18 protein-coding genes and 1 pseudogene are annotated in these 21467 nt (G+C 56.8%); 2 read left to right on the top strand and 17 right to left on the bottom strand.

Annotated features, from left to right (window positions below):
* Positions 1 to 58 precede the first annotated feature (58 nt).
* Positions 59 to 910, bottom strand: a complete 852-nt coding sequence (gene fghA, locus PSES9_RS0110790; protein ID WP_010486809.1) for an S-formylglutathione hydrolase — start codon at positions 908 to 910, stop codon at positions 59 to 61.
* A gap of 150 nt (positions 911 to 1060) precedes the next feature.
* A complete protein-coding gene (locus PSES9_RS0110785; RefSeq protein ID WP_010486807.1) occupies positions 1061 to 2173 on the bottom strand; it encodes an S-(hydroxymethyl)glutathione dehydrogenase/class III alcohol dehydrogenase in 1113 nt (370 codons plus the stop codon).
* A gap of 166 nt (positions 2174 to 2339) precedes the next feature.
* Here PSES9_RS0110785 and PSES9_RS0110780 point away from each other — a divergent pair, with 166 nt between their 5' ends.
* Complete coding sequence (locus PSES9_RS0110780; protein WP_010486805.1) at positions 2340 to 3230, top strand: LysR substrate-binding domain-containing protein; 891 nt, start codon at positions 2340 to 2342, stop codon at positions 3228 to 3230.
* Between the two features lie 96 nt (positions 3231 to 3326).
* Entirely contained in the window at positions 3327 to 3641 is a 315-nt protein-coding gene (locus PSES9_RS0110775; protein WP_010486803.1) for an HPF/RaiA family ribosome-associated protein, read from the top strand.
* A gap of 114 nt (positions 3642 to 3755) precedes the next feature.
* On the opposite strand, the gene ispD is transcribed toward PSES9_RS0110775, so the two are convergent.
* From ispD to PSES9_RS0110700, 15 genes and pseudogenes are all read right to left on the bottom strand, one after another.
* Positions 3756 to 4466: a 2-C-methyl-D-erythritol 4-phosphate cytidylyltransferase gene (gene ispD, locus PSES9_RS0110770; protein ID WP_010486800.1), complete on the bottom strand. Its 711-nt coding sequence runs from the start codon at positions 4464 to 4466 to the stop codon at positions 3756 to 3758.
* Positions 4467 to 4484: 18 nt separating this feature from the next.
* Positions 4485 to 4763: a cell division protein FtsB gene (ftsB, locus tag PSES9_RS0110765; protein WP_010486799.1), complete on the bottom strand. Its 279-nt coding sequence runs from the start codon at positions 4761 to 4763 to the stop codon at positions 4485 to 4487.
* Between the two features lie 66 nt (positions 4764 to 4829).
* The gene (gene eno, locus PSES9_RS0110760) at positions 4830 to 6119 is read right to left on the bottom strand and encodes a phosphopyruvate hydratase (RefSeq protein ID WP_010486797.1); all 1290 of its coding nucleotides are present in this window, start codon (positions 6117 to 6119) and stop codon (positions 4830 to 4832) included.
* 205 nt (positions 6120 to 6324) lie between these two features.
* Positions 6325 to 7170, bottom strand: a complete 846-nt coding sequence (gene kdsA, locus PSES9_RS0110755; protein WP_010486794.1) for a 3-deoxy-8-phosphooctulonate synthase — start codon at positions 7168 to 7170, stop codon at positions 6325 to 6327.
* Positions 7171 to 7173: 3 nt separating this feature from the next.
* Complete coding sequence (locus PSES9_RS0110750; protein WP_010486793.1) at positions 7174 to 8805, bottom strand: CTP synthase; 1632 nt, start codon at positions 8803 to 8805, stop codon at positions 7174 to 7176.
* 182 nt (positions 8806 to 8987) lie between these two features.
* Positions 8988 to 10340 carry a tRNA lysidine(34) synthetase TilS gene (gene tilS / locus PSES9_RS0110745; RefSeq protein WP_010486791.1) on the bottom strand — a complete coding sequence of 451 codons (1353 nt, stop codon included), beginning with the start codon at positions 10338 to 10340 and terminating at the stop codon, positions 8988 to 8990.
* A 28-nt stretch (positions 10341 to 10368) separates the two neighbouring features.
* Entirely contained in the window at positions 10369 to 11319 is a 951-nt protein-coding gene (accA, locus tag PSES9_RS0110740) for an acetyl-CoA carboxylase carboxyl transferase subunit alpha (protein ID WP_010486789.1), read from the bottom strand.
* Positions 11320 to 11514: 195 nt separating this feature from the next.
* Positions 11515 to 15033 (bottom strand): annotated as a pseudogene (dnaE, locus tag PSES9_RS23350) (DNA polymerase III subunit alpha).
* A gap of 122 nt (positions 15034 to 15155) precedes the next feature.
* Positions 15156 to 16622: an alanine/glycine:cation symporter family protein gene (locus PSES9_RS0110730; RefSeq protein ID WP_010486787.1), complete on the bottom strand. Its 1467-nt coding sequence runs from the start codon at positions 16620 to 16622 to the stop codon at positions 15156 to 15158.
* Positions 16623 to 16891: 269 nt separating this feature from the next.
* Positions 16892 to 17488, bottom strand: coding sequence for a ribonuclease HII (rnhB, locus tag PSES9_RS0110725; RefSeq protein WP_010486786.1), 597 nt, complete (start codon positions 17486 to 17488; stop codon positions 16892 to 16894).
* Entirely contained in the window at positions 17488 to 18618 is a 1131-nt protein-coding gene (gene lpxB / locus PSES9_RS0110720; RefSeq protein WP_010486784.1) for a lipid-A-disaccharide synthase, read from the bottom strand. The genes rnhB and lpxB overlap by 1 nt, the downstream gene beginning before the upstream one ends.
* Before the next feature lie 2 nt (positions 18619 to 18620).
* Positions 18621 to 19397 carry an acyl-ACP--UDP-N-acetylglucosamine O-acyltransferase gene (lpxA, locus tag PSES9_RS0110715; protein WP_010486782.1) on the bottom strand — a complete coding sequence of 259 codons (777 nt, stop codon included), beginning with the start codon at positions 19395 to 19397 and terminating at the stop codon, positions 18621 to 18623.
* Positions 19394 to 19834 (bottom strand): 3-hydroxyacyl-ACP dehydratase FabZ, encoded by a 441-nt coding sequence (gene fabZ / locus PSES9_RS0110710; protein ID WP_010486781.1) that lies wholly within the window; start codon positions 19832 to 19834, stop codon positions 19394 to 19396. The genes lpxA and fabZ overlap by 4 nt, the downstream gene beginning before the upstream one ends.
* Positions 19835 to 19882: 48 nt before the next feature.
* On the bottom strand, positions 19883 to 20941 hold the full coding sequence (gene lpxD / locus PSES9_RS0110705; RefSeq protein WP_010486779.1) for a UDP-3-O-(3-hydroxymyristoyl)glucosamine N-acyltransferase: 1059 nt from the start codon (positions 20939 to 20941) through the stop codon (positions 19883 to 19885).
* Positions 20942 to 20943: 2 nt separating this feature from the next.
* Positions 20944 to 21453, bottom strand: coding sequence for an OmpH family outer membrane protein (locus PSES9_RS0110700; protein WP_010486778.1), 510 nt, complete (start codon positions 21451 to 21453; stop codon positions 20944 to 20946).
* Positions 21454 to 21467 lie beyond the last annotated feature (14 nt).

The following is a 21467-nucleotide window of genomic DNA, read 5'->3' as shown; positions in this document are numbered from 1 at the left end:
CCCCAAGCTGGACATCGTTATGCGCTGCATAGAGGCCAGATCCCATGCAAAGCGTCGTTCAAGATGCTGCAGAAAAAGCAGCCGCATGATGACGCAGGTGATCATCAATAAAGCTGGCAATGAAGTAGTAGCTGTGGTCGTAGCCCGGTTGCAAACGCAACTCCAACGGATGTCCGACCGCTTGCGCCGCGGCCTGCAGGGCTTCTGGCTTGAGCTGATCAAGCAGGAAGTCGTCGCGATCGCCCTGATCAACCAGGATAGGCAGACGCTCGCTGGCATCGGCCATCAAGGCGCAGGCGTCCCACTCACGCCAGCGTGAGCGCTCATCACCCAGATAGCGACTGAAGGCTTTTTCACCCCAGGGGCAATTCATTGGATTGGTGATGGGCGGGAATGCCGACATAGACTGATATCGCCCCGGATTACGCAGCGCGCAGACCAAAGCACCATGACCACCCATGGAATGCCCGCTTATGCCACGCCTGTCAGTGACCGGGAAGTTGGCCTCGATCAGGGCAGGCAGTTCATGCACCACGTAATCATGCATGCGGTAGTGACGCGCCCAGGGTTCCTGTGTTGCGTTGAGGTAGAAGCCGGCGCCCAGGCCGAAATCATATGCACCATCCGGATCATCCGCCACACCCTCGCCACGCGGACTGGTATCCGGCGCCACGATAATCAAGCCAAGCTCGGCCGCCACCTTGTGCGCACCGGCCTTCTGCATGAAGTTTTCATCCGTGCAGGTCAGCCCCGAAAGCCAGTACAGCACTGGCAACTTCGCACCCTGCTCGGCCTGGGGTGGCAGATAAACTGCGAAGGTCATGTCGCAGTTGAGCGTGCTCGACCTGTGGCGGTAACGTTTGTGCCAGCCACCACTGCTTTTCTGGCAGGAAATATTTTCCAGACTCATCAATCCACTCCTGAACAGAGGGCTAGCGGTCGCTTCAACAATATTGACCGGTAGCGATCTGCGTGTTTGCTTGGAAAACTGCTGGAAATACGCGCCAAGAGGGCGGCCTTGCAGCGCCGCCCCAGCTCGCGCACCCCGTCTTACAGCGTTTTAGAAGTTAATGACTGTGCGAATGCTTTTGCCTTCGTGCATCAGCTTGAAGGCTTCATTGATGTCTTCAAGCGGCATGTTGTGGGTGATAAAGGTATCCAGCGGGATCTCGCCCTTCTGTGCCTTTTCCACATAGCCTGGCAACTCGGTGCGACCTTTGACGCCACCGAATGCCGAGCCACGCCAGACGCGACCGGTGACCAACTGGAATGGGCGGGTCGAGATTTCCTGGCCAGCGCCGGCAACACCAATGATCACCGACTCACCCCAACCTTTGTGCGCACACTCAAGGGCTGCACGCATCAGTTGAACATTGCCGACGCATTCAAAGGAGTAATCCACACCGCCATCGGTCATTTCGACTATGACTTCCTGGATCGGCTTGGCGAAGTCTTTGGGGTTGATGAAATCGGTTGCCCCCAGTTCGCGGGCGATATCGAACTTGGCCGGATTGATGTCGATGGCAATGATGCGTGAAGCCTTGGCCATCTTCGCACCGATAATCGCCCCCAGGCCGATACCACCCAGACCGAAGATGGCAACAGTGGCGCCTTCCTCGACTTTGGCGGTGTTGAGCACCGCGCCAATGCCGGTCGTGACACCGCAACCCAGCAGGCAGACTTTTTCCAGCGGGGCTTCCTTGGGAATTTTGGCCAGCGAGACTTCAGGCAACACCGTGTATTCAGAGAAAGTCGAGCAGCCCATGTAGTGATACACAGGCTCGCCGTTGTAGGAGAAGCGCGAAGTGCCATCAGGCATCAGGCCCTTGCCCTGGGTAGCGCGTACCGAGCTGCACAGGTTGGTCTTGCCTGAAGTGCAGAACTTACATACACGGCACTCGGCGGTGTACAGCGGGATCACATGATCGCCGACTTCCAACGATGTCACGCCCTCGCCAACCGCTTCGACAATACCGCCGCCTTCATGCCCGAGAATGCACGGAAACACGCCTTCGGAGTCTTCGCCGGACAGGGTGTAGGCATCGGTATGGCAAACACCCGAGGCGACAATACGCACCAACACTTCACCAGCCTTGGGCGGCGCAACATCGACTTCGACGATTTGCAGCGGTTGGTTTGGCGCAAAGGCTACGGCAGCACGTGACTTGATCATGGAAGGCTCTCCTGCAGATAAATTCAGTGCAGCCAGTTTAGATCAGTGCTTATTTGGGAATAATCCATCAGATGGAAAAACATTATTGCCATACAGGGATAATCAGTGGATTTTCGGTAGAATTCGACCAGCAACCTGAATACTCACCCACCAACTGAGTGCGGCCATGAACAGCTGGGAAGGCATTGATGAATTTGTGGCAGTTGCCGAGTGCGGGCAATTTACCGCGGCGGCGGACCGACTCAGCCTCTCGTCCTCGCAGGTCAGCCGACAGGTCGCTCGGCTTGAGGAGCGCCTGCAGACACGGCTGTTCTACCGCAGCACGCGCAAAGTGACCCTGACCGAGGCTGGGCAAACATTCCTGCAACATTGCCAGCGTTTGCTCGATGCCCGCGAAGAGGCCTTGCGCGTGGTCGGCGATCTCAACAGCCAACCCAAAGGCTTGCTGCGCATGACCTGTGCAGTCGCCTATGGCGAACGCTTTATCGTCCCGCTGGTGACTGAATTCATGGTCCGTCACCCACAGCTGCGGGTTGATATCGAGCTCAGCAATCGTCAGCTTGACCTGGTCCATGAAAGCCTGGACATGGCTATTCGACTGGGCCGCCTACAGGACTCAAGCCTGGTGGCGGCCAAACTTGCTCCGCGCAAGATGTACCTGTGCGCCGCCCCCGATTACCTGATGCGCTACGGACGCCCCCACAGCCTGTCCGAACTCAGCCGACACAACTGCCTGATTGGCAGCTCCGACACCTGGAGTTTTAAAATCAACCAGCACGAGACCGCGCAAAGGGTCCAGGGTAACTGGCGCTGCAACAGTGGCCAGGCCGTGCTCGATGCAGCGCTACGCGGCCTGGGTCTTTGCCAGTTGCCGGACTACTACGTGCTGGAACATCTGCGCAGTGGTGCGTTGATCTCCTTGCTGGAAAACCATCAACCTCCAAACACCGCAGTCTGGGCGCTTTATCCACAGCAGCGCCACCTTTCCCCCAAGGTCCGCCAACTGGTTGATTTCCTCAAAGATGGGCTGGCCAAACGCCATGAATATGCTCAGTGACAGAATGTCACAGATTGCCCGGGAACCGCTTTAACCTCTGCATCGTCGTAGCTATAAGGCACTTATCCTGGCCTTGATCAATCAGAGGAAACGGTTATGCAAGTTCTGGTCAACAGTGACAAACATATTGAAGCCTCACTCGACTTAGTCACCAACGTACGCAGTCGTGTCGAACACAAGATCAAACGTTTCGAAGAGCACCTGACTCGAATAGAAGCGCATCTGAGCGATGAGAATGCCCACAAGAGCGGCACTCAGGATAAGCGCTGCCAGATAGAAGCCAGAATGAAAGGGCGCGACCCGATTTCGGTCACCCATAATGCCGAATCACTGCACCAGGCCATAGATGGCGCTATCGACAAGCTGAGCACGGTGCTGGACCGCAACGTGCGTAAAACCCGCGTCGCCTAGCCACTCATCCAGGTAACACTCATCCAGGTAACAAGGTGGACGCCAGTCCTGCGTCCGCCTTTCCAGCTCGCAACATAATCACAGTATTGGCCGACGAACTTCGCGTTGCCCGTCTTACTGACGATCACGCCAGATGCGCGCCAGGTTATTCAGGTCTTCCTGGCGGGTAACCTTGATATTGTCGGCGCGCCCCTCGATCAATCGCGGTGCCTGCCCTGCCCACTCGACCGCCGACGCCTCGTCGGTAATGGCCACATCCGAGACCAGCGCTTCAGCCATTGCCCGGTGCAAAAAACCCAGGCGAAACATCTGCGGCGTATAGGCCTGCCAGATTACCGAGCGATCAACCGTTTCCTTGACGCGCCCTTCGGCATTGGCACGCTTCAAGGTGTCGCGCGCGGGCACCGCCAGCAAGCCGCCCACGGGGTCATGAGCCAACTCGGCGAGCAGGAGATCAAGGTCTTCGCGAGCCAGGTTGGGTCTTGCGGCGTCATGCACCAGCACCCAGTCGTGTTCCTCTGCGCCCAACTCTGCCAGACGCAGCAAGGCATTGAGCACCGACTCGGCACGCTCATCACCGCCAACGGCCAATTCGATACGCGGGTCACTTGCACAAGGCAATTGCGCCCAGAACGGGTCATCCTCGGCCAGACTGATAACCAGGCCTTTAAGCCGTGGATGATCAACAAAGCACGCCAAGGTGTGTTCAAGGATGGTTTTACCGGCCAGCGGCAGGTATTGCTTGGGACGATCGGCACGCATACGGCTGCCAACACCAGCAGCCGGGATGATTGCCCAGAAGGCAGGGAGTTTTTGCAAGGTCATGACAAGGTCTTCGCGCAGTTATTCGGCCAGTTGATAGAGCGTCTCGCCATCTTTGACCATGCCCAGTTCGTGGCGTGCCCGCTCCTCGACAGTTTCCATGCCTTTTTTCAATTCGCGCACTTCCGCCTCGAGCACACGATTGCGCTCAAGCAGGCGCTCATTCTCGCCCTGCTGACTGGCAATCTGATGCTTCAAGTCCGTCACCTGCGCCAAGCTGCCGTCACCGACCCAAAGCCGATACTGCAGACCAGCCAGCATTAAAATCAGAACCGGGAACAACCAATAGGCTTTACGCATAACAACCAGAAAATCCGTCCGAAAAAAAGGGCGACTTTCGCCGCCCTCCTTTTAACATGCTTATGCTTAACCGCGGAACTCTGCGATACCAAGATAAGCTGCTTTCCCGCCCAACTGCTCTTCGATACGCAGCAATTGGTTGTACTTGGATACTCGGTCCGAACGGCACAGCGAGCCGGTCTTGATCTGGCCAGCCGAGGTACCCACCGCCAGATCGGCAATGGTTGAATCTTCGGTTTCGCCGCTACGGTGCGAGATCACCGCCGTGTAACCAGCCGCTTTGGCCATCTGGATGGCTTCTAGCGTCTCGGTCAGCGAGCCGATCTGGTTGAACTTGATCAGGATCGAGTTGCCGATGCCCTTGTCGATGCCTTCCTTGAGGATCTTGGTATTGGTTACGAACAGGTCGTCACCTACCAACTGGACCTTGCTGCCGATCTTGTCGGTCAGCACTTTCCAGCCAGCCCAGTCGGACTCGTCCATACCGTCTTCGATGGAGATGATCGGATAGCGCTCGGACAGGCCAGCCAGGTAATCTGCAAAACCTTCGGCGTCAAATCCCTTGCCTTCCCCAGCCAGGTCATATTTGCCGTCCTTGTAGAACTCGCTCGAAGCGCAGTCCAGGGCCAAGGTGACATCATCGCCCAGGGTGTAACCAGCATTGGCAACTGCCTCGGCGATCGCCGACAGCGCGTCTTCGTTGGAGGCCAGGTTAGGTGCAAAACCACCCTCGTCACCCACCGAAGTGCTCAGGCCGCGCGCCTTGAGAACCGCTTTGAGGTGATGGAAGATTTCAGCGCCCATGCGCAGTGCTTCGGCGAAGTTTTTCGCGCCCACTGGCTGGACCATGAACTCCTGGATATCAACGTTGTTGTCCGCGTGCTCGCCACCATTGATGATGTTCATCATCGGCACAGGCATCGAATAGACGCCCGGCGTGCCGTTGAGGTCGGCAATGTGCGCGTAGAGCGGAATACCTTTGGCCTGAGCAGCGGCTTTAGCAGCAGCCAGCGACACGGCCAGGACAGCATTGGCGCCCAGTGAAGCCTTGTTCTCAGTACCATCGAGCTCGATCATCGCGCGATCAAGGGCTTGCTGGTCAATCGCATCCTTACCCAACAGCAGGTCGCGGATTGGGCCGTTGATATTGGCAACAGCCTTCAATACGCCCTTGCCCAAGTAACGGCTTTTGTCGCCATCACGCAGTTCCAGCGCTTCGCGAGAACCAGTTGAGGCACCCGATGGCGCACATGCGCTACCAACGATACCGCCTTCAAGGATCACATCAGCTTCTACAGTTGGGTTGCCACGTGAATCCAGAACCTCACGGCCTTTGATGTCGACAATCTTTGCCATTGCGTTAAGCACTCCAAAAATTAACTAAAGTGAATCTCCAGCATTGTTGCGTAACCCTTGTTACCAGCAATGCGATTAGAAATTCCCTAGAAAGCAACGCGGGCCTGGTTTTGCCCAGCAAACCAACACGGAGTGAGCTGATGCAATTTAGCTGACCAACCGGTCAGCTTATGCCCGGATTGCACTCTACCGGATAAGCGCCTTGTTAGGCAGTCTCAATCGGCGGAAAACTCTTTACCAGATCATCAAGCTGCTTGAGCTGGGTCAGGAACGGCTCCAGCTTGTCCAGGCGCAAGGCACAAGGACCGTCGCACTTGGCGTTGTCTGGGTCGGGGTGTGCCTCAAGGAACAGCCCGGCCAGGCCCTGGCTCATGCCTGCCTTGGCCAAATCTGTCACCTGTGCACGGCGACCACCGGCAGAATCGGCACGGCCACCTGGCATCTGCAAGGCATGGGTCACGTCGAAGAATACCGGGTACTCGAACTGCTTCATGATGCCAAAGCCAAGCATGTCCACCACCAGGTTGTTGTAACCGAAGGAGGAGCCACGCTCGCACAGGATCAGTTGGTCATTACCGGCTTCAACACACTTGGCCAGGATATGCTGCATTTCTTGCGGAGCAAGAAACTGGGCCTTCTTGATGTTGATGATTGCGCCGGTCTTGGCCATAGCCACCACCAGATCAGTCTGGCGCGATAAAAATGCCGGCAACTGGATAATGTCGCATACATCCGCAACGGGCTGTGCCTGGTGCGGCTCGTGCACGTCGGTGATCACAGGTACGCCGAAGGTCTTTTTGATTTCTTCAAAGACCTTCATGCCTTCTTCCAGGCCCGGACCACGGAAGGAAGTCACCGAAGAACGGTTGGCCTTGTCGAAGCTTGCTTTGAACACGTAGGGAATACCGAGTTTCTCGGTAACTCGCACGTACTCTTCACAGGCCTTCATCGCCAGGTCGCGCGACTCGATGACATTGATGCCGCCAAAGAGCACAAATGGCTTGTCGTTAGCGATCTCGATATTGCCTACGCGCACTATTTTCTGCGTCATGCATTAAGCCTTTTTGCTTTTGTGAGCCAGCGCAGCCGTTACAAAGCCACTGAACAGCGGATGGCCATCACGCGGGGTCGAAGTGAATTCTGGGTGGAACTGGCAAGCGACAAACCATGGATGATCAGGTGCTTCTACCACTTCAACCAAGGCGCCATCACCCGAACGACCGGTGATCTTCAAGCCAGCTTCAGTCAGCTTCGGCAGCAGGTTGTTGTTGACCTCGTAACGGTGACGATGACGCTCGACAATTACATCCTTGCCGTAGCAGTCGTAGACGTTGGAACCGCTCAACAACTGGCATTCCTGGGCCCCGAGACGCATGGTACCGCCCAAATCAGAGGCTTCGGTACGCTGTTCGGTAACCCCGGTAGCGTCTTGCCATTCGGTGATCAAGCCAACCACTGGGTGGCCGCTGGTAGAGTCGAACTCGGTGGAGTTGGCGTCCTTCCAGCCAAGCACGTTACGAGCGAACTCGATAACCGCGACCTGCATGCCCAGGCAGATACCCAGGTACGGAATCTTATTCTCGCGGGCATAGCGCACCGCTTCGATCTTGCCTTCAACGCCGCGCAGACCAAAGCCGCCCGGCACCAGAATGGCGTCAACGCCCTCAAGCAGCGAAGTTCCCTGGTTCTCGATATCCTCGGAGTCGATATAGCGCAGGTTGACCTTGGTGCGATTCTGGATGCCGGCATGACTCATTGCTTCAATCAGCGACTTATAGGCATCCAGCAGTTCCATGTACTTACCGACCATGGCGATATTGACTTCTTTTTCCGGGTTCAGCTTGGCATCAACCACGCGGTCCCACTCGGAAAGATCAGCGCCGCCGCAATCCAGGCCAAAGCGCTCGACGACGAAATCGTCAAGGCCCTGGGCGTGCAGCACAGAAGGAATCTTGTAGATGGTGTCGACGTCTTCGAGCGAAATAACCGCGCGCTCCTCGACGTTGGTGAACAGGGCGATCTTGCGACGCGAAGACACATCAATCGGATGGTCAGAGCGACAAACCAGCACGTCGGGCTGCAAGCCGATCGAACGCAGTTCCTTGACCGAATGCTGGGTAGGCTTGGTCTTGGTTTCACCGGCGGTGGCGATGTACGGCACCAGCGTCAGGTGCATCAGCATGGCGCGCTTGGCGCCCACTTCGACGCGCAACTGGCGGATGGCCTCAAGGAAAGGTTGCGACTCGATATCACCAACAGTGCCACCGATTTCAACCATGGCCACGTCAGCGTCACCGGCGCCCTTGATGATACGGCGCTTGATTTCGTCAGTGATATGCGGGATCACCTGGATGGTGGCACCGAGGTAATCGCCACGACGCTCACGACGCAGCACGTCTTCGTAGACGCGGCCGGTGGTGAAGTTGTTGTTCTGGGTCATGGTGGTGCGGATAAACCGCTCGTAGTGCCCCAGATCCAGGTCGGTTTCAGCGCCGTCATGGGTGACAAACACTTCACCGTGCTGGAACGGGCTCATGGTGCCCGGGTCAACGTTGATGTAGGGATCCAGCTTGAGCATCGTGACCTTCAGGCCCCGCGCCTCCAGGATAGCCGCCAGTGAAGCCGAGGCGATGCCCTTCCCCAAAGAAGAAACAACACCACCCGTGACGAAAATGTAGCGCGTCATGAAAAATCCTAGAAATCAGCGTTTAAGCGGTCAGCGCCGCCGGGGAAAGCGAAGGAAATGTAAAGCAACCGGCTACCAAATCGCAGTAACCAGAACGCATTCACCGAGTCGTTTTGCCACTGGCAAACGGAATCAGCAAAAGCACTATTAAGACGGGAGCGTAGTCTACTCGAAAGCCCTTTTCAGCTCAAACCCAGATCGCTCGTCGGCAAATCCCATACAAAATGCCACTGCACGCCTTGAACGGCGCAGAGTTGCGGCATGTTGGCCACGGCCATCAGTTGTCCATCACAGATGAGCAACGGCAATCGATTGCGAATAAATGTCGCCACGGCATGCTCATTGAGCAAGCGCTTGAGGTCGCGGCGACCGCGTCCCGGCAGGTTCAAGACCTCGCCGCCCTGGCGATAGACAACAGCCCAATCGCCAGCAGGCAGTGGCCCCTCGATACGTACAGAGCCATTGCCGGGCAACCCAAACCACTGCCCCGCCACGACCGGCAGATTAACCGGTTCGGGCTGGCGCAACCATTGGCCACTAAGCCACCACAACCGTTCATCGGCTCCGCGAACTTCACCGCCTGCCAATCGCCAGACCGGCGTGGCATCCATTGCCGCGTCGCGCAGGTCGCACCACCCTTGCCAATGCTCGGTATCCGGCATCGGCGTCAGCTGGCGCAACCAGAAACGCAGGGCATTGCGCTGACGAGCCACAGTCAACTGACGCAAAGGGGCCAAGGCCAGGCTAGGCAAGTTCAGCCAGCCGTCAGTGACCGGTTCCTGGGCTGCGGCAAGGTCTTGAGCCGCCAACACATCGAGCAGCTCAGACGCTTCACGCATATGCTCGCTGGCCTGGTTAAGGCGAGCAACAACCTGCGGCCAACGCTGCGCCAGCAGTGGCAGCACCTGTCGGCGTAGATAATTACGCGATAACTGCTCATCGCTGTTCGAGGGATCTTCAACCCACTGCAAGCCATGTTGATTTGCGTAGTCGTGCACTTCGGCCCGGGAACAGTTGAGTAGCGGCCGTAACAGCTGGCCCTGCCCCAGCGGGCGACAGATCGGCATGGCGGCCAGACCACGCACCCCGGCACCACGGAGCAATCTGAACATCAGGGTTTCGGCTTGATCATCAGCATGCTGGGCAACCATCAGCAACTCGCCAGCACAGAGCTGCGCCGTGAATGCCTTGTAGCGCGCATCGCGGGCGGCACGTTCAAGACTGGCGCCAGGCTCCACCTTGACCCGCAGCACGCTCAGGGGGACGCCCAGCTGATCGCAAAATTGCTGGCAATGCTCAGGCCAGAGATCACCCGCAGGCTGTAGACCGTGATGAATATGCACCGCGAAAAGCGACGGTATAGCCTCGCGTTGCGCGAGAGTCGCCAGGATATGCAGCAGTACGCTGGAATCGAGACCGCCAGAAAACGCGACTCGCCAGGCTGTTGCCTGGAGACCGCCAGAAAACGCGACTCGCCAGGCTGGTGCCTTACGCCAAGGAGCGATGTTTTCCAGCACCTTGGCAATCAAGCTCATGAGGCTTACCTGTTACACATGCAGCGGTTTAAGCGATGCCGTAACTCATCAAGCGCTCATAACGACGCGCCAGCAGCTCTTCAGTGCTGTGCTTTTTCAGCTCCTTGAGCTGGGCGCCCAGCGCCTGGCGAACGGACTCAGCAGCAGCGGCCGGGTCACGGTGAGCGCCGCCCAGAGGCTCGGCAATAACCTGGTCAACAATCCCCAGGCCTTTGAGACGCTCGGCGGTGATGCCCATGGCTTCAGCCGCGTCCGGCGCTTTCTCGGCCGTTTTCCACAGAATCGAGGCACAACCTTCTGGCGAGATGACCGAGTAGGTCGAGTACTGCAGCATGTTCAACTGGTCGCACACTCCAATGGCCAAGGCACCGCCGGAACCACCTTCACCGATAACGGTGGCGATGATTGGGGTCTTCAGGCGCGCCATGACCCGCAGGTTCCAGGCGATGGCTTCACTCTGACCGCGCTCTTCAGCGTCAATCCCTGGATATGCACCCGGAGTGTCGATAAAGGTCACGATCGGCATCTTGAAGCGTTCGGCCATTTCCATCAGGCGGCAGGCTTTACGATAGCCTTCAGGACGCGGCATACCGAAGTTGCGACGCACCTTTTCACGGACTTCACGGCCTTTCTGATGACCGATAACCATGACGGGTTCACCGTCCAGGCGAGCTACACCGCCAACCAGCGCTGCGTCATCGGAGAAGTGACGATCGCCATGCAATTCCTCGAACTCGGTGAATATATGCCCGAGATAATCAAGGGTGTATGGACGGCGCGGGTGACGCGCCAGCTGCGCCACCTGCCAACTGCTCAGGTTACCGAAGATGGTTTCGGTAAGGGTGCTGCTTTTATCTTGCAGGCGAGCAATCTCGTCATTGATATTCAACGAGTTGTCGTTACCAACCAGGCGAAGCTCTTCGATCTTGGCTTGCAGGTCGGCGATCGGCTGTTCGAAATCGAGAAAGTTCGGGTTCATAGTCATCCGTCTTGCGTCGACGGCCAAGTGGCCGGGAGCTGTATCCGTTCGCGCCATACATTAATGGATCTGGCGCATCAAGGTCGACACCTGAGTGTGTGCACTGCATCGTCATTTTTAACAACACATGTACCCAGACCACTCAGGGCCATAATTTATCCGTCTAATTCGAAGGCTGAAATCCAGCGCTAAAAATCAGCGGTAGTGCAGGAAGACGTTGTCTTTCCCGAACTGGTCACGCAAAGCTTGAATCAAGCTATCTGCCGGGTTGATTCTCCAACCTTCGCCAAACTGCAAAAGCGCCTTGGCATCGGTGCTGGTGTAATCCATGGTGATAGGGCAAACACCTCGGTGGCGCGTGCACAAATCCGCCAGCCAACGCAGCTTGTCGCCTTTCAATGCATCACTGGCGATCCTGAGCCGCAGGCTATCGGCCAGGCCGGTGCGCGCCTCTTCCAGGCTCATCACCCGTTTGGCACGCAAGCGCAGCCCGCCGGAGAAGTCATCATTGCTGACCTCGCCTTCGACAACCACCAGTGCATCACTTTGCAGCAATGCCTGATTGCTGGCAAATGCATCGGCAAACAACGAGGCTTCGATTCGCCCGGAACGGTCATCCAGGGTGATAAAGCCCATCTTGTCGCCTTTCTTGTTCTTCATCACCCGCAGGTTGACGATCAGGCCAGCAACCGTTTGCGTATCACGCGCGGGCTTGAGGTCGATGATGCGCTGGCGGGCAAAGCGGCGCACCTCTCCTTCATACTCATCAATGGGGTGGCCGGTCAGATACAAGCCCAAGGTGTCTTTTTCACCCTTGAGGCGCTCCTTGAGCGACAACTCACGGGCCTTGAGGTGGTTGGCGTAGACATCCTGTTCCTCATCGGCAAACACGCCACCGAACAGGTCCATGTGCCCGCTGTCATGGCTGCGAGCCGTCTGCTCGGCCGCTTGCACGGCCTCTTCCATTGCCGCCAGCAACACCGCGCGGTTGCGGTCGATGTTGGCGTGGTAGGCCTTGATCTCCTCATGGAAATACGGCCCGAGGCGATCCAGTGCACCGCTGCGCACCAGGGCTTCCAGCGTCCGCTTGTTGATGCGCTTGAGATCGACGCGTGAACAGAAATCGAACAGGTCCTTGAATGGACCGTCACGCCGCGACTCGACAATGGCTTCAACCGGGCCTTCACCAACGCCCTTGATGGCACCAAGACCGTAGACGATCCAACCTTCGTCGTTGACCGTGAACTTGAACTCGGAGGTGTTGACGTCCGGCGCATCGATGCGCAGCTTCATGCTGCGACACTCTTCGATCAGGGTGACGACCTTGTCGGTGTTGTGCATATCCGCCGACAGTACGGCGGCCATGAAGGCGGCCGAATGGTGCGCCTTGAGCCAAGCGGTCTGGTAAGACAGCAGGCCGTAGGCCGCCGAGTGCGACTTGTTGAAACCGTAGCCGGCGAACTTTTCCACCAGGTCAAAGATGTTGCCTGCAAGGTCCGCATCAATACCGTTATTGGCGCAGCCTTCAATAAAGCCCCCGCGCTGCTTGGCCATTTCTTCAGGCTTTTTCTTACCCATGGCCCGGCGCAACATGTCCGCGCCACCCAGGGTGTAGCCCGCCATGACCTGCGCGATCTGCATAACCTGTTCCTGATACAGGATAATCCCGTAGGTCGGTGCCAGAACGGGTTGCAGGCCAGCGTACTGGTAATCCTGATGCGGGTAGGAAATCGGTTCGCGCCCGTGCTTGCGGTTGATGAAGTCATCCACCATGCCGGATTGCAGCGGACCCGGACGGAACAGCGCCACGAGTGCGATCATGTCTTCAAGGCAATCGGGCTTGAGCTTTTTGATCAGCTCCTTCATGCCGCGAGATTCAAGCTGGAACACCGCTGTGGTTTCAGCCTTTTGCAGCATCGCAAAGGTCGCTTTGTCGTCAAGCGGGATGAAATCGATATTCAACTCGGGCAAGCCTTTCTTGGCCTGCTCGCGATTGATGGTCTCCATCGCCCACTTGATGATGGTCAGCGTACGCAACCCCAGGAAGTCGAACTTGACCAGCCCCGCCGACTCGACATCATCCTTGTCGAACTGGGTCACCAGGCCATTGCCTTCCTCATCACAGGCAATGGGTGAAAAGTCAGTCAGCTTGGTTGGCGCAATAACCACACCACCGGCGTGCTTGCCGGTGCCCCGGCAAATGCCCTCGAGCTTGAGCGACATCTCCCAGATTTCGGCCGCTTCTTCGTCAGTCTTGAGGAAGTCGCGCAATGGCTCCTCCATCTCGAATGCCTTGGCCAGTGTCATGCCGACTTCAAACGGAATCATCTTCGACAGGCGATCCGCCAGGCCGTAGGACTTGCCCTGGGCACGGGCGACATCGCGCACCACCGCCTTGGCCGCCATGGTGCCGAAGGTGATGATCTGGCTAACCGCGTTTCGACCGTATTTTTGCGCTACATAATCAATGACCCGGTCGCGACCATCCATGCAGAAGTCAACGTCGAAGTCGGGCATCGAGACCCGCTCGGGATTGAGGAATCGCTCGAACAGCAAGTCATAGGCCAGGGGATCAAGGTCGGTAATCTTCTGCACATAGGCAACCAGCGAGCCTGCGCCCGACCCACGACCAGGACCAACCGGGACGCCATTGTTCTTGGCCCACTTGATGAAGTCCATAACGATCAGGAAGTAACCGGGAAACCCCATTTGAATAATAATATCCAATTCAAAATTGAGGCGATCGACGTAGACCTGCTTCTTGGCCTCGTAGTCCGGCGTGTCCTTGGGCAGCAGCACTTCCAGACGTTCATCAAGGCCATCAAACGAGACTTTACGGAAGTACTCGTCAATGGTCATGCCGTCAGGAATCGGGAAGTTCGGCAGGAAATAGGTGCCCAGTTGCACCTCGATATTACAACGCTTGGCGATCTCGATCGTATTGTGCAGCGCCTCGGGCAAATCGCTGAACAACTCCGCCATTTCTTCTGGCGACTTCAGGTACTGCTGATCGGAATACAAACGCAACCGGCGTGGATCATCCAGCGGACGGCCCTCGCCAATGCACACGCGCGTTTCGTGCGCTTCGTAATCATCCTGCTTGATGAAGCGTACGTCATTGGTTGCAACCAAGGGCGCAGCAAAACGTTCAGCCAGGGCCACGGCTGCATGCAGGTGTTCTTCGTCGTTGATCCGGTTGGTGCGCTGTACTTCCAGGTAAAAGCGCTCGGGAAAGACCTACATCCACTCCTTGAGCAGGGATTCAGCCAGTGGTTGGTCGCCGGCCAGCAATGCCAGGCCTACTTCCCCTTCCTTGGAGCCCGACAAGGCAATCAAGCCTTCGTTGGCAGCCTTGACCCAGTCGCGCTGGATAATTACCAGGTCGTTGCTTTGCCCCTCACTCCAACCGCGCGAAACCAGTTCGGTAAGGTTACGATAGCCCTTGGCATTCATTGCCAACAAGGTCATACGGGTCAGCGGGCCGTCTTCGCTGGCGCTGGCCATCCAGATATCAGCCCCGCAAATAGGCTTGATGCCGCCACCCATTGCCGCCTTGTAGAACTTGACCAACGAACACATGTTGCTCTGGTCGGTCACGGCGACTGCTGGCATGCCCGCCCCCGCAACCGACTTGATCAGGGGTTTGACCCGGACCAGACCGTCGACAAGCGAAAACTCGGTGTGCACACGTAAATGGACGAACGAAGCAGTCATGGCAGCCCTTACAAAACACAAAAACGACAAGACCCGGATTGTACCGGGCCTTGGATAAAACATCAGCCTGAGTTCGCAACCCCTGGCAGCTTAACCGGTTACGATGGCTAAACCCTTAATAACTAGGCGGGTTTTCGATCATCCCAAACGCCCGCTTCAAGCTTCTCTTGCACCTCTGGATACTGAGCCGCATCAAAGGTTGGCAATAGCCCGGCCTTACGCTGAGCGTTGTAGTCTTTGGCCAGCTTGAACGCCAGGTTGGACAACAGCAGGATCGCAACCAGGTTGGTAATCGCCATCAGGCCCATCGACACGTCCGCCAGATTCCAGACAAACGGCAACGATGCCAACGCACCGAACATCACCATGGCCAAGACCACCAGACGGAAAACCAACAGGCCCGCCTTATGGTTATGTTCAAGGAACACCAGGCAGTTCTCGGCATAAAAATAGTTGGCAACGATCGAGGTGAAGGCAAAGAACAGTATGACCACCGTCAGGAAATACTTGGCCCAGCCGCCCAGCTGACTGCTCAGGGCATCCTGCACCAGCGTAATGCCCGCAGCGCTATCGGTTGGCACCTGAGCCAACAGGATAATTGCCGCCGACGCGGTGCAAATCAACATGGTGTCGATAAAGACACCTGCCATCTGCACATACCCCTGCGACACCGGGTGCGGCGGGTAAGGCGTGGCAGAGGCAGCCGCATTGGGTGCAGAACCCATACCGGCTTCGTTGGAAAACAAACCGCGCTTGAAGCCATTCATGATTGCAGCGCCAATACCGCCGGCCGCAGCCTCATGCAGACCAAAGGCACTCTTGAAAATCAGTGCCAGCACAGCAGGAACCTGACCAATATTGAGGACAATGATCAACACGGCGATCAACAGATATGCAGCCGCCATCACCGGCACGGCAAGCTCGGAGAAACGGGCGATCGAGCGCAGGCCGCCGAAGATGATCAGCGATGTCAGCACCACTAGCCCTGCGCCTATGGCCGCCGATGCAACCGGAATCTGGCTTTGCCCGATGTTGAAAGTCCCCCACTCCAGTGCAAAGGCGCCAGTCAGTGCATTGCTGATGGTATTGGCCTGTACCGAGTTGAAAACGAAACCAAAGGCGATGATCAGGAAAATCGAAAACAGAATCCCCATCCAGCGCGCATTCAGGCCCCGCTCCATGTAATAGGCCGGGCCGCCGCGAAACTGGCCGGAATCGTCACGCACCTTGAACAACTGCGCCAGGGTTGCTTCGACGAAGCCGGTGGCCATACCAATTATGGCAATCAGCCACATCCAGAAAATTGCGCCAGGCCCACCCAGGGTAATCGCCACCGCGACCCCGGCAATATTCCCCGTACCCACGCGCGCAGCCAATGAGGTACATAGGGCCTGAAAAGAAGAAATACCTGAGTCATCACTCTGCCGACTGCCCTTGAGCACGCTGAAGATATGACCGAATTGACGCAGTTGGATTGCGCCCAACCTCACAGTGAAATACAAACCAGTCCCGACCAACAACCAGATAAGGATTTTGCCCCAGATTAGGCCATTAAGAATATCAACGACCTGTGTGGCGATATCTTGCATTGATCACTCCCAACCGCGCAGAGCGGCTATCCGTTGGACCCCGATAAGATCCGGGAAAATTAAACTCAGACGCCAAGGTGAACGACGAGCAAGGCAGCGCATGGCAAAACCACTGCGCACAAGGATTTTCAGCTGGCAATAGCAGCAAATGGCGCTATGACAGTGTAGACAGCGAAAGGGCAGGAACTTTCCAACATTGCAGCCAGTGACTGCATGTGAGTGAGCGACCAATCAGGTCAATGAGGCGACACTTGCGGGTAAAACGGACGTTATTGAGGCAACAGTGCGCGCACAGGCGCAAATGAACGCCGGTGCACCGGTGTCGGCCCCAGGCGACGCAGGGCTTCCAGATGAACCGCTGTCGGATAACCCTTGTGACCGGCAATTCCGTAACCCGGATACTGCAGATCCAGCGCTTGCATCTCGCGATCACGGCTGACTTTGGCCAGGATTGAAGCGGCGGCGATGGCCGGGACCTGGCTATCGCCCTTGACCACAGCGGCGCTTGGCACCTGCAGTTTCGGACAACGATTACCGTCGATAAGCGCCAGTTTTGGCGTGACGTGCAACCCCTCGACCGCACGCTGCATTGCCAGCATGGTTGCATGGAGGATGTTCAATTGGTCGATCTCCTCGACCTCTGCCCGTGCAATACACCAGGACAGCGCTTTCTCGCGGATCTCATCAAAGAGTTTTTCGCGGCGCGCGGCGGTGAGCTTTTTCGAGTCATTCAAGCCCAGAATCGGGCGCGCCGGATCGAGAATAACTGCTGCGGTGACCACTGCCCCGCACAACGGGCCGCGCCCGACTTCATCGACGCCGGCCACCAGTTCATCGACAGTGACAAAGTCCAGGCCAAGTTGCATCAGTTACGCCCAATCAATTCAAGTACGGCTTCAGCGGCCTGTGCAGAGGCATCACAGCGCAAGGTGCGATGAATCTGGTCGAATCCCAAAGTCTGTTCATCACCGCCCTCGACCAAGGGGGCCAATAGCTGGGCCAATGCCTCCGGGGTTGCAGCATCCTGAATCAACTCTGGCACCAACAAACGCTCCGCCAGCAAGTTTGGCAGCGAGATGTAGGGACTCTTGACCATGCGACTGAGGATTTTGAACGTCAGCGGCGCAACCCGGTAAGCCACAATCATCGGACGCTTGTACAGAAGCGCCTCGAGCGTGGCGGTGCCCGAGGCAATCAACACTGCATCGCAGGCGGCCAGCGCCAGATGCGACTTGCCGTCGAGCAGCTTCAACGGCAAGTCACGGCTGGCCAACATCTGCTCGATTTGTTCACGGCGCTGCGGGTTGGCGCAAGGCAAGACAAACTGGATACCGGGACGCAAATTACGCAATCGCTCTGCTGCATCAAAGAATACAGCGCCCAAGCGCGAAACCTCGCCTCCGCGACTACCCGGCATCAAGGCAACAACAGGGCCTTCAAGGGGCAAGTCCAGCGCCTCACGGGCAGCTCTGCGATCAGCCTGCAATGGAATCGCATCAGCCAATGGATGCCCGACAAAACGGACCGGCACCTGATATTCATCGTAGAACTTGGCTTCGAAGGGGAACAGCGTCAGCATCAAGTCGCAGGCTTCACGGATTTTCAACACGCGCTTCTGCCGCCATGCCCACACGGACGGGCTGACGTAATGCACGGTTTTGATTCCGGCACGGCGCAGCTTGAGTTCCAGGTCGAGATTGAAGTCAGGGGCATCAATACCGATAAAGACATCGGGCTTGGCTGCGATCAGGTCGCGCAACAGATGACGACGGCGCTTGAGCAACTCGGGCAAGCGCCCAAGCACCTCAACCAGCCCCATCACCGAAAGGCGCTCCATCGGGAAGATCGATTGCAGGCCTTCTGCTTCCATCAACGGGCCGCCGACACCTATAACCTCGACATCGCCGTGACGCTGTTTCAATGCCTGAATCAGACCGGCGCCGAGAATGTCACCGGAAGCCTCACCCGCTACCAGAGCTACACGTATAGGAGCCATGCTTAGCGAGTGATGCCGCGCTGGGATGCCTGAATGGAGTCACGGAACACCGCGACCTCAGGAAACTCGATGGAAGGCTCAGCCAATTCCTTCAAGGCTTCTTCAATCGTCAGCCCCTGGCGGTAAACCGTTTTATAGGCCCGGCGCAGCGCATGGATCGACTCTGCCGAAAAGCCACGACGACGCAAGCCCTCGAAGTTCATGCTACGGGCTTCGGCAGGGTTGCCGGATACCGTGACATAAGCCGGCACATCCTTACCAATCGCCGTGCCCATGCCAGCAAAGCTATGGGCGCCGATGTGGCAGAACTGATGCACCAGGGTGTAACCAGACAAGATTGCCCAGTCACCGATGTGCACATGTCCGGCCAGCGCCACATTGTTGACCAGGATGCAGTGATTGCCGACAACACTGTCATGACCGATATGCGCATAGGCCATGATCAGGTTGTGATCACCGACCGTTGTTTCATCGCGATCCTGAATCGTTCCGCGGTGCATGGTGACACCTTCGCGAATGATGTTGTGGTCGCCAATAACCAGACGGGTGGGTTCACCTTTGTACTTTCGGTCAGGGGTGTCTTCCCCCAGCGAAGCGAATTGGTAGACACGATTGTGCTTACCAATTCGCGTTGGCCCTTTGATGATCACATTAGGCCCAAGCACTGTACCCTCACCAATCTCTACATCGGGCCCGATAATCGCCCACGGGCCGACAGTGACGTCGTCAGCCAGCTTGGCAGCGGGATCGATAATGGCACGAGGGTCAATCAAACTCATAATTTGCGTTCCGCACAGATCACTTCAGCTGAACAGACTTCCTTGCCGTCGACACTGGCTTTACATTCAAACTTCCAAATACTGCGCTTGGTGCTGAGAAACTTGGCTTCCAGAATCAGCTTGTCGCCCGGTACAACAGGCTGACGAAAGCGTAGCTTATCCGAACCCACGAAGTAGTACAGCGTACCGTCGCTCGGTTTCAGATCCATCATCTTGAAGCCAAGAATGCCTGCTGCCTGAGCCATCGCCTCGATGATCAGAACGCCGGGCATAATAGGATGCTCAGGAAAATGGCCATTGAAGAAAGGCTCATTGATGCTGACATTTTTGTAGGCACGAATGGTCTTGCCTTCTACGTCCAGATTGTCGACGCGATCCACTAGCAGAAACGGGTAGCGATGCGGCAAGTATTCGCGAATTTCGTTGATGTCCATCATTTCCAGAGAAGCCTGTAGTAAAAAAAGAAGAGCCGGCTTTAGCCGGGCTCAAGCATCAGATGAGGCGTTCCCGCTAGAAGTCACCGCAGCCAGCTGTTTTTCCAGCTGTTGCAGGCGGCGCGCCATGTCGTCAAGCTGACGTATGCATGCGGCACTTTTGCGCCACTCGCCTGCGGGTTGCATCGCTGTACCAGACGAATAGGAGCCTGGTTCGGTTATCGAGCGAGTGACCATGGTCATCCCCGTCACGAACACCCCATCACACACTTCGATGTGGCCAACCATGCCCACACCGCCTGCAATCATGCAGTTCTTGCCAATTTTGGTGCTGCCAGAAATACCCACGCAACCGGCCATGGCGGTGTTATCACCAACCTGGACGTTGTGCGCGATCATGATCTGGTTATCCAGTTTGACGCCATTGCCAATCAGGGTGTCCGCCAGAGCGCCACGGTCGATAGTGGTATTGGCGCCAATCTCGACATTATCCCCAATGACCACACCGCCGATCTGGGCAATTTTCTGCCAGACACCCTTCTCGTTGGCAAAGCCAAAACCTTCGCCACCCAGAACCGCGCCTGACTGAATAACCACAGCCTTGCCGATACGCACGTCGTGGTAAATGGTCACGCGCGGCGCCAACCAGCCACCTTCGCCGATTACCGAGCGTGCACCGACCACGCAATGCGCGCCAACTGTAACACCAGCTGCGATGCTCGCCCCGCTCTCGATCACGGCAAATGCACCAATGCTGGCAGTTGCATCGACCCGGGCATCGGCCGCAACCACGGCACTCGGATGCACCCCGGCGGCAGCAACGGGCTTGCGATCAAAGGCATGCGACAGTTCGGCATAGGCCAAATACGGATTGGCCACGATCAGGGCATCGCCGCTGTAGCTCTGTGCATCAGCCACAGTCAACAAAACCGCAGCGGCTTGGCAACTTGCCAGGTGCTTGCGGTATTGAGGATTTGCCAGAAAGCTTAGCTGTTGCGAATTGGCGTCCTGCAATGTAGCCAAGCCAGTAATGACTTTATCGGCAGGACCACGCAACGTAGCGCCAAGACGCTGAGCCAGCTGGCCCAGCGTATATACAGGTGCATTCATAATTAACGCAGCTGATTCATGCGCTCGATAACCTGGCGAGTGATGTCGTACTGAGGCTTGACATCAATGACTGCGCCGCGTTCGAGAACCAGGTCGTAGCTGCCTTTCTTGATAACTTCCTCAACCGCTTTATCAAGGTTTGGCTTGAGCTTTTTCAGCATGTCGCGATCAGCAACGGCCTTTTGCTCGTTGAGTTCCTTGGACTGGAACTGGAAATCACGGGCCTTTTGCTTGAAATCAAGCTCAAGGCGCTCGCGCTCAGCGGTCTGCAACTTCTGACCACCTTTTACCAGGCGATCCTGAATGCTCTTGGCATCGCTTTCCAGCTTTTTCAACTTGCTCAACTGCGGACCGAACTTCTTCTCGGCATCCACGGCATAACGCTTGGCGGCATCGGATTCGAGCAAGGCCATTTGATAGTTCAATACGGCAATTTTCATTTCAGCCATGGCTGGGGTCGAAACCGACAGCATGGCAACGCTTAACAGAACAACTTGAGTAAATTTACGCACGGTACACTCCTGCA

Source organism: Pseudomonas sp. S9 (assembly GCF_000222125.1).
Lineage (GTDB): Bacteria > Pseudomonadota > Gammaproteobacteria > Pseudomonadales > Pseudomonadaceae > Aquipseudomonas > Aquipseudomonas segetis.
The sequence above is the reverse complement of the archived record's forward strand: the minus strand, read 5'-3'. Positions and strand labels throughout refer to the sequence as shown.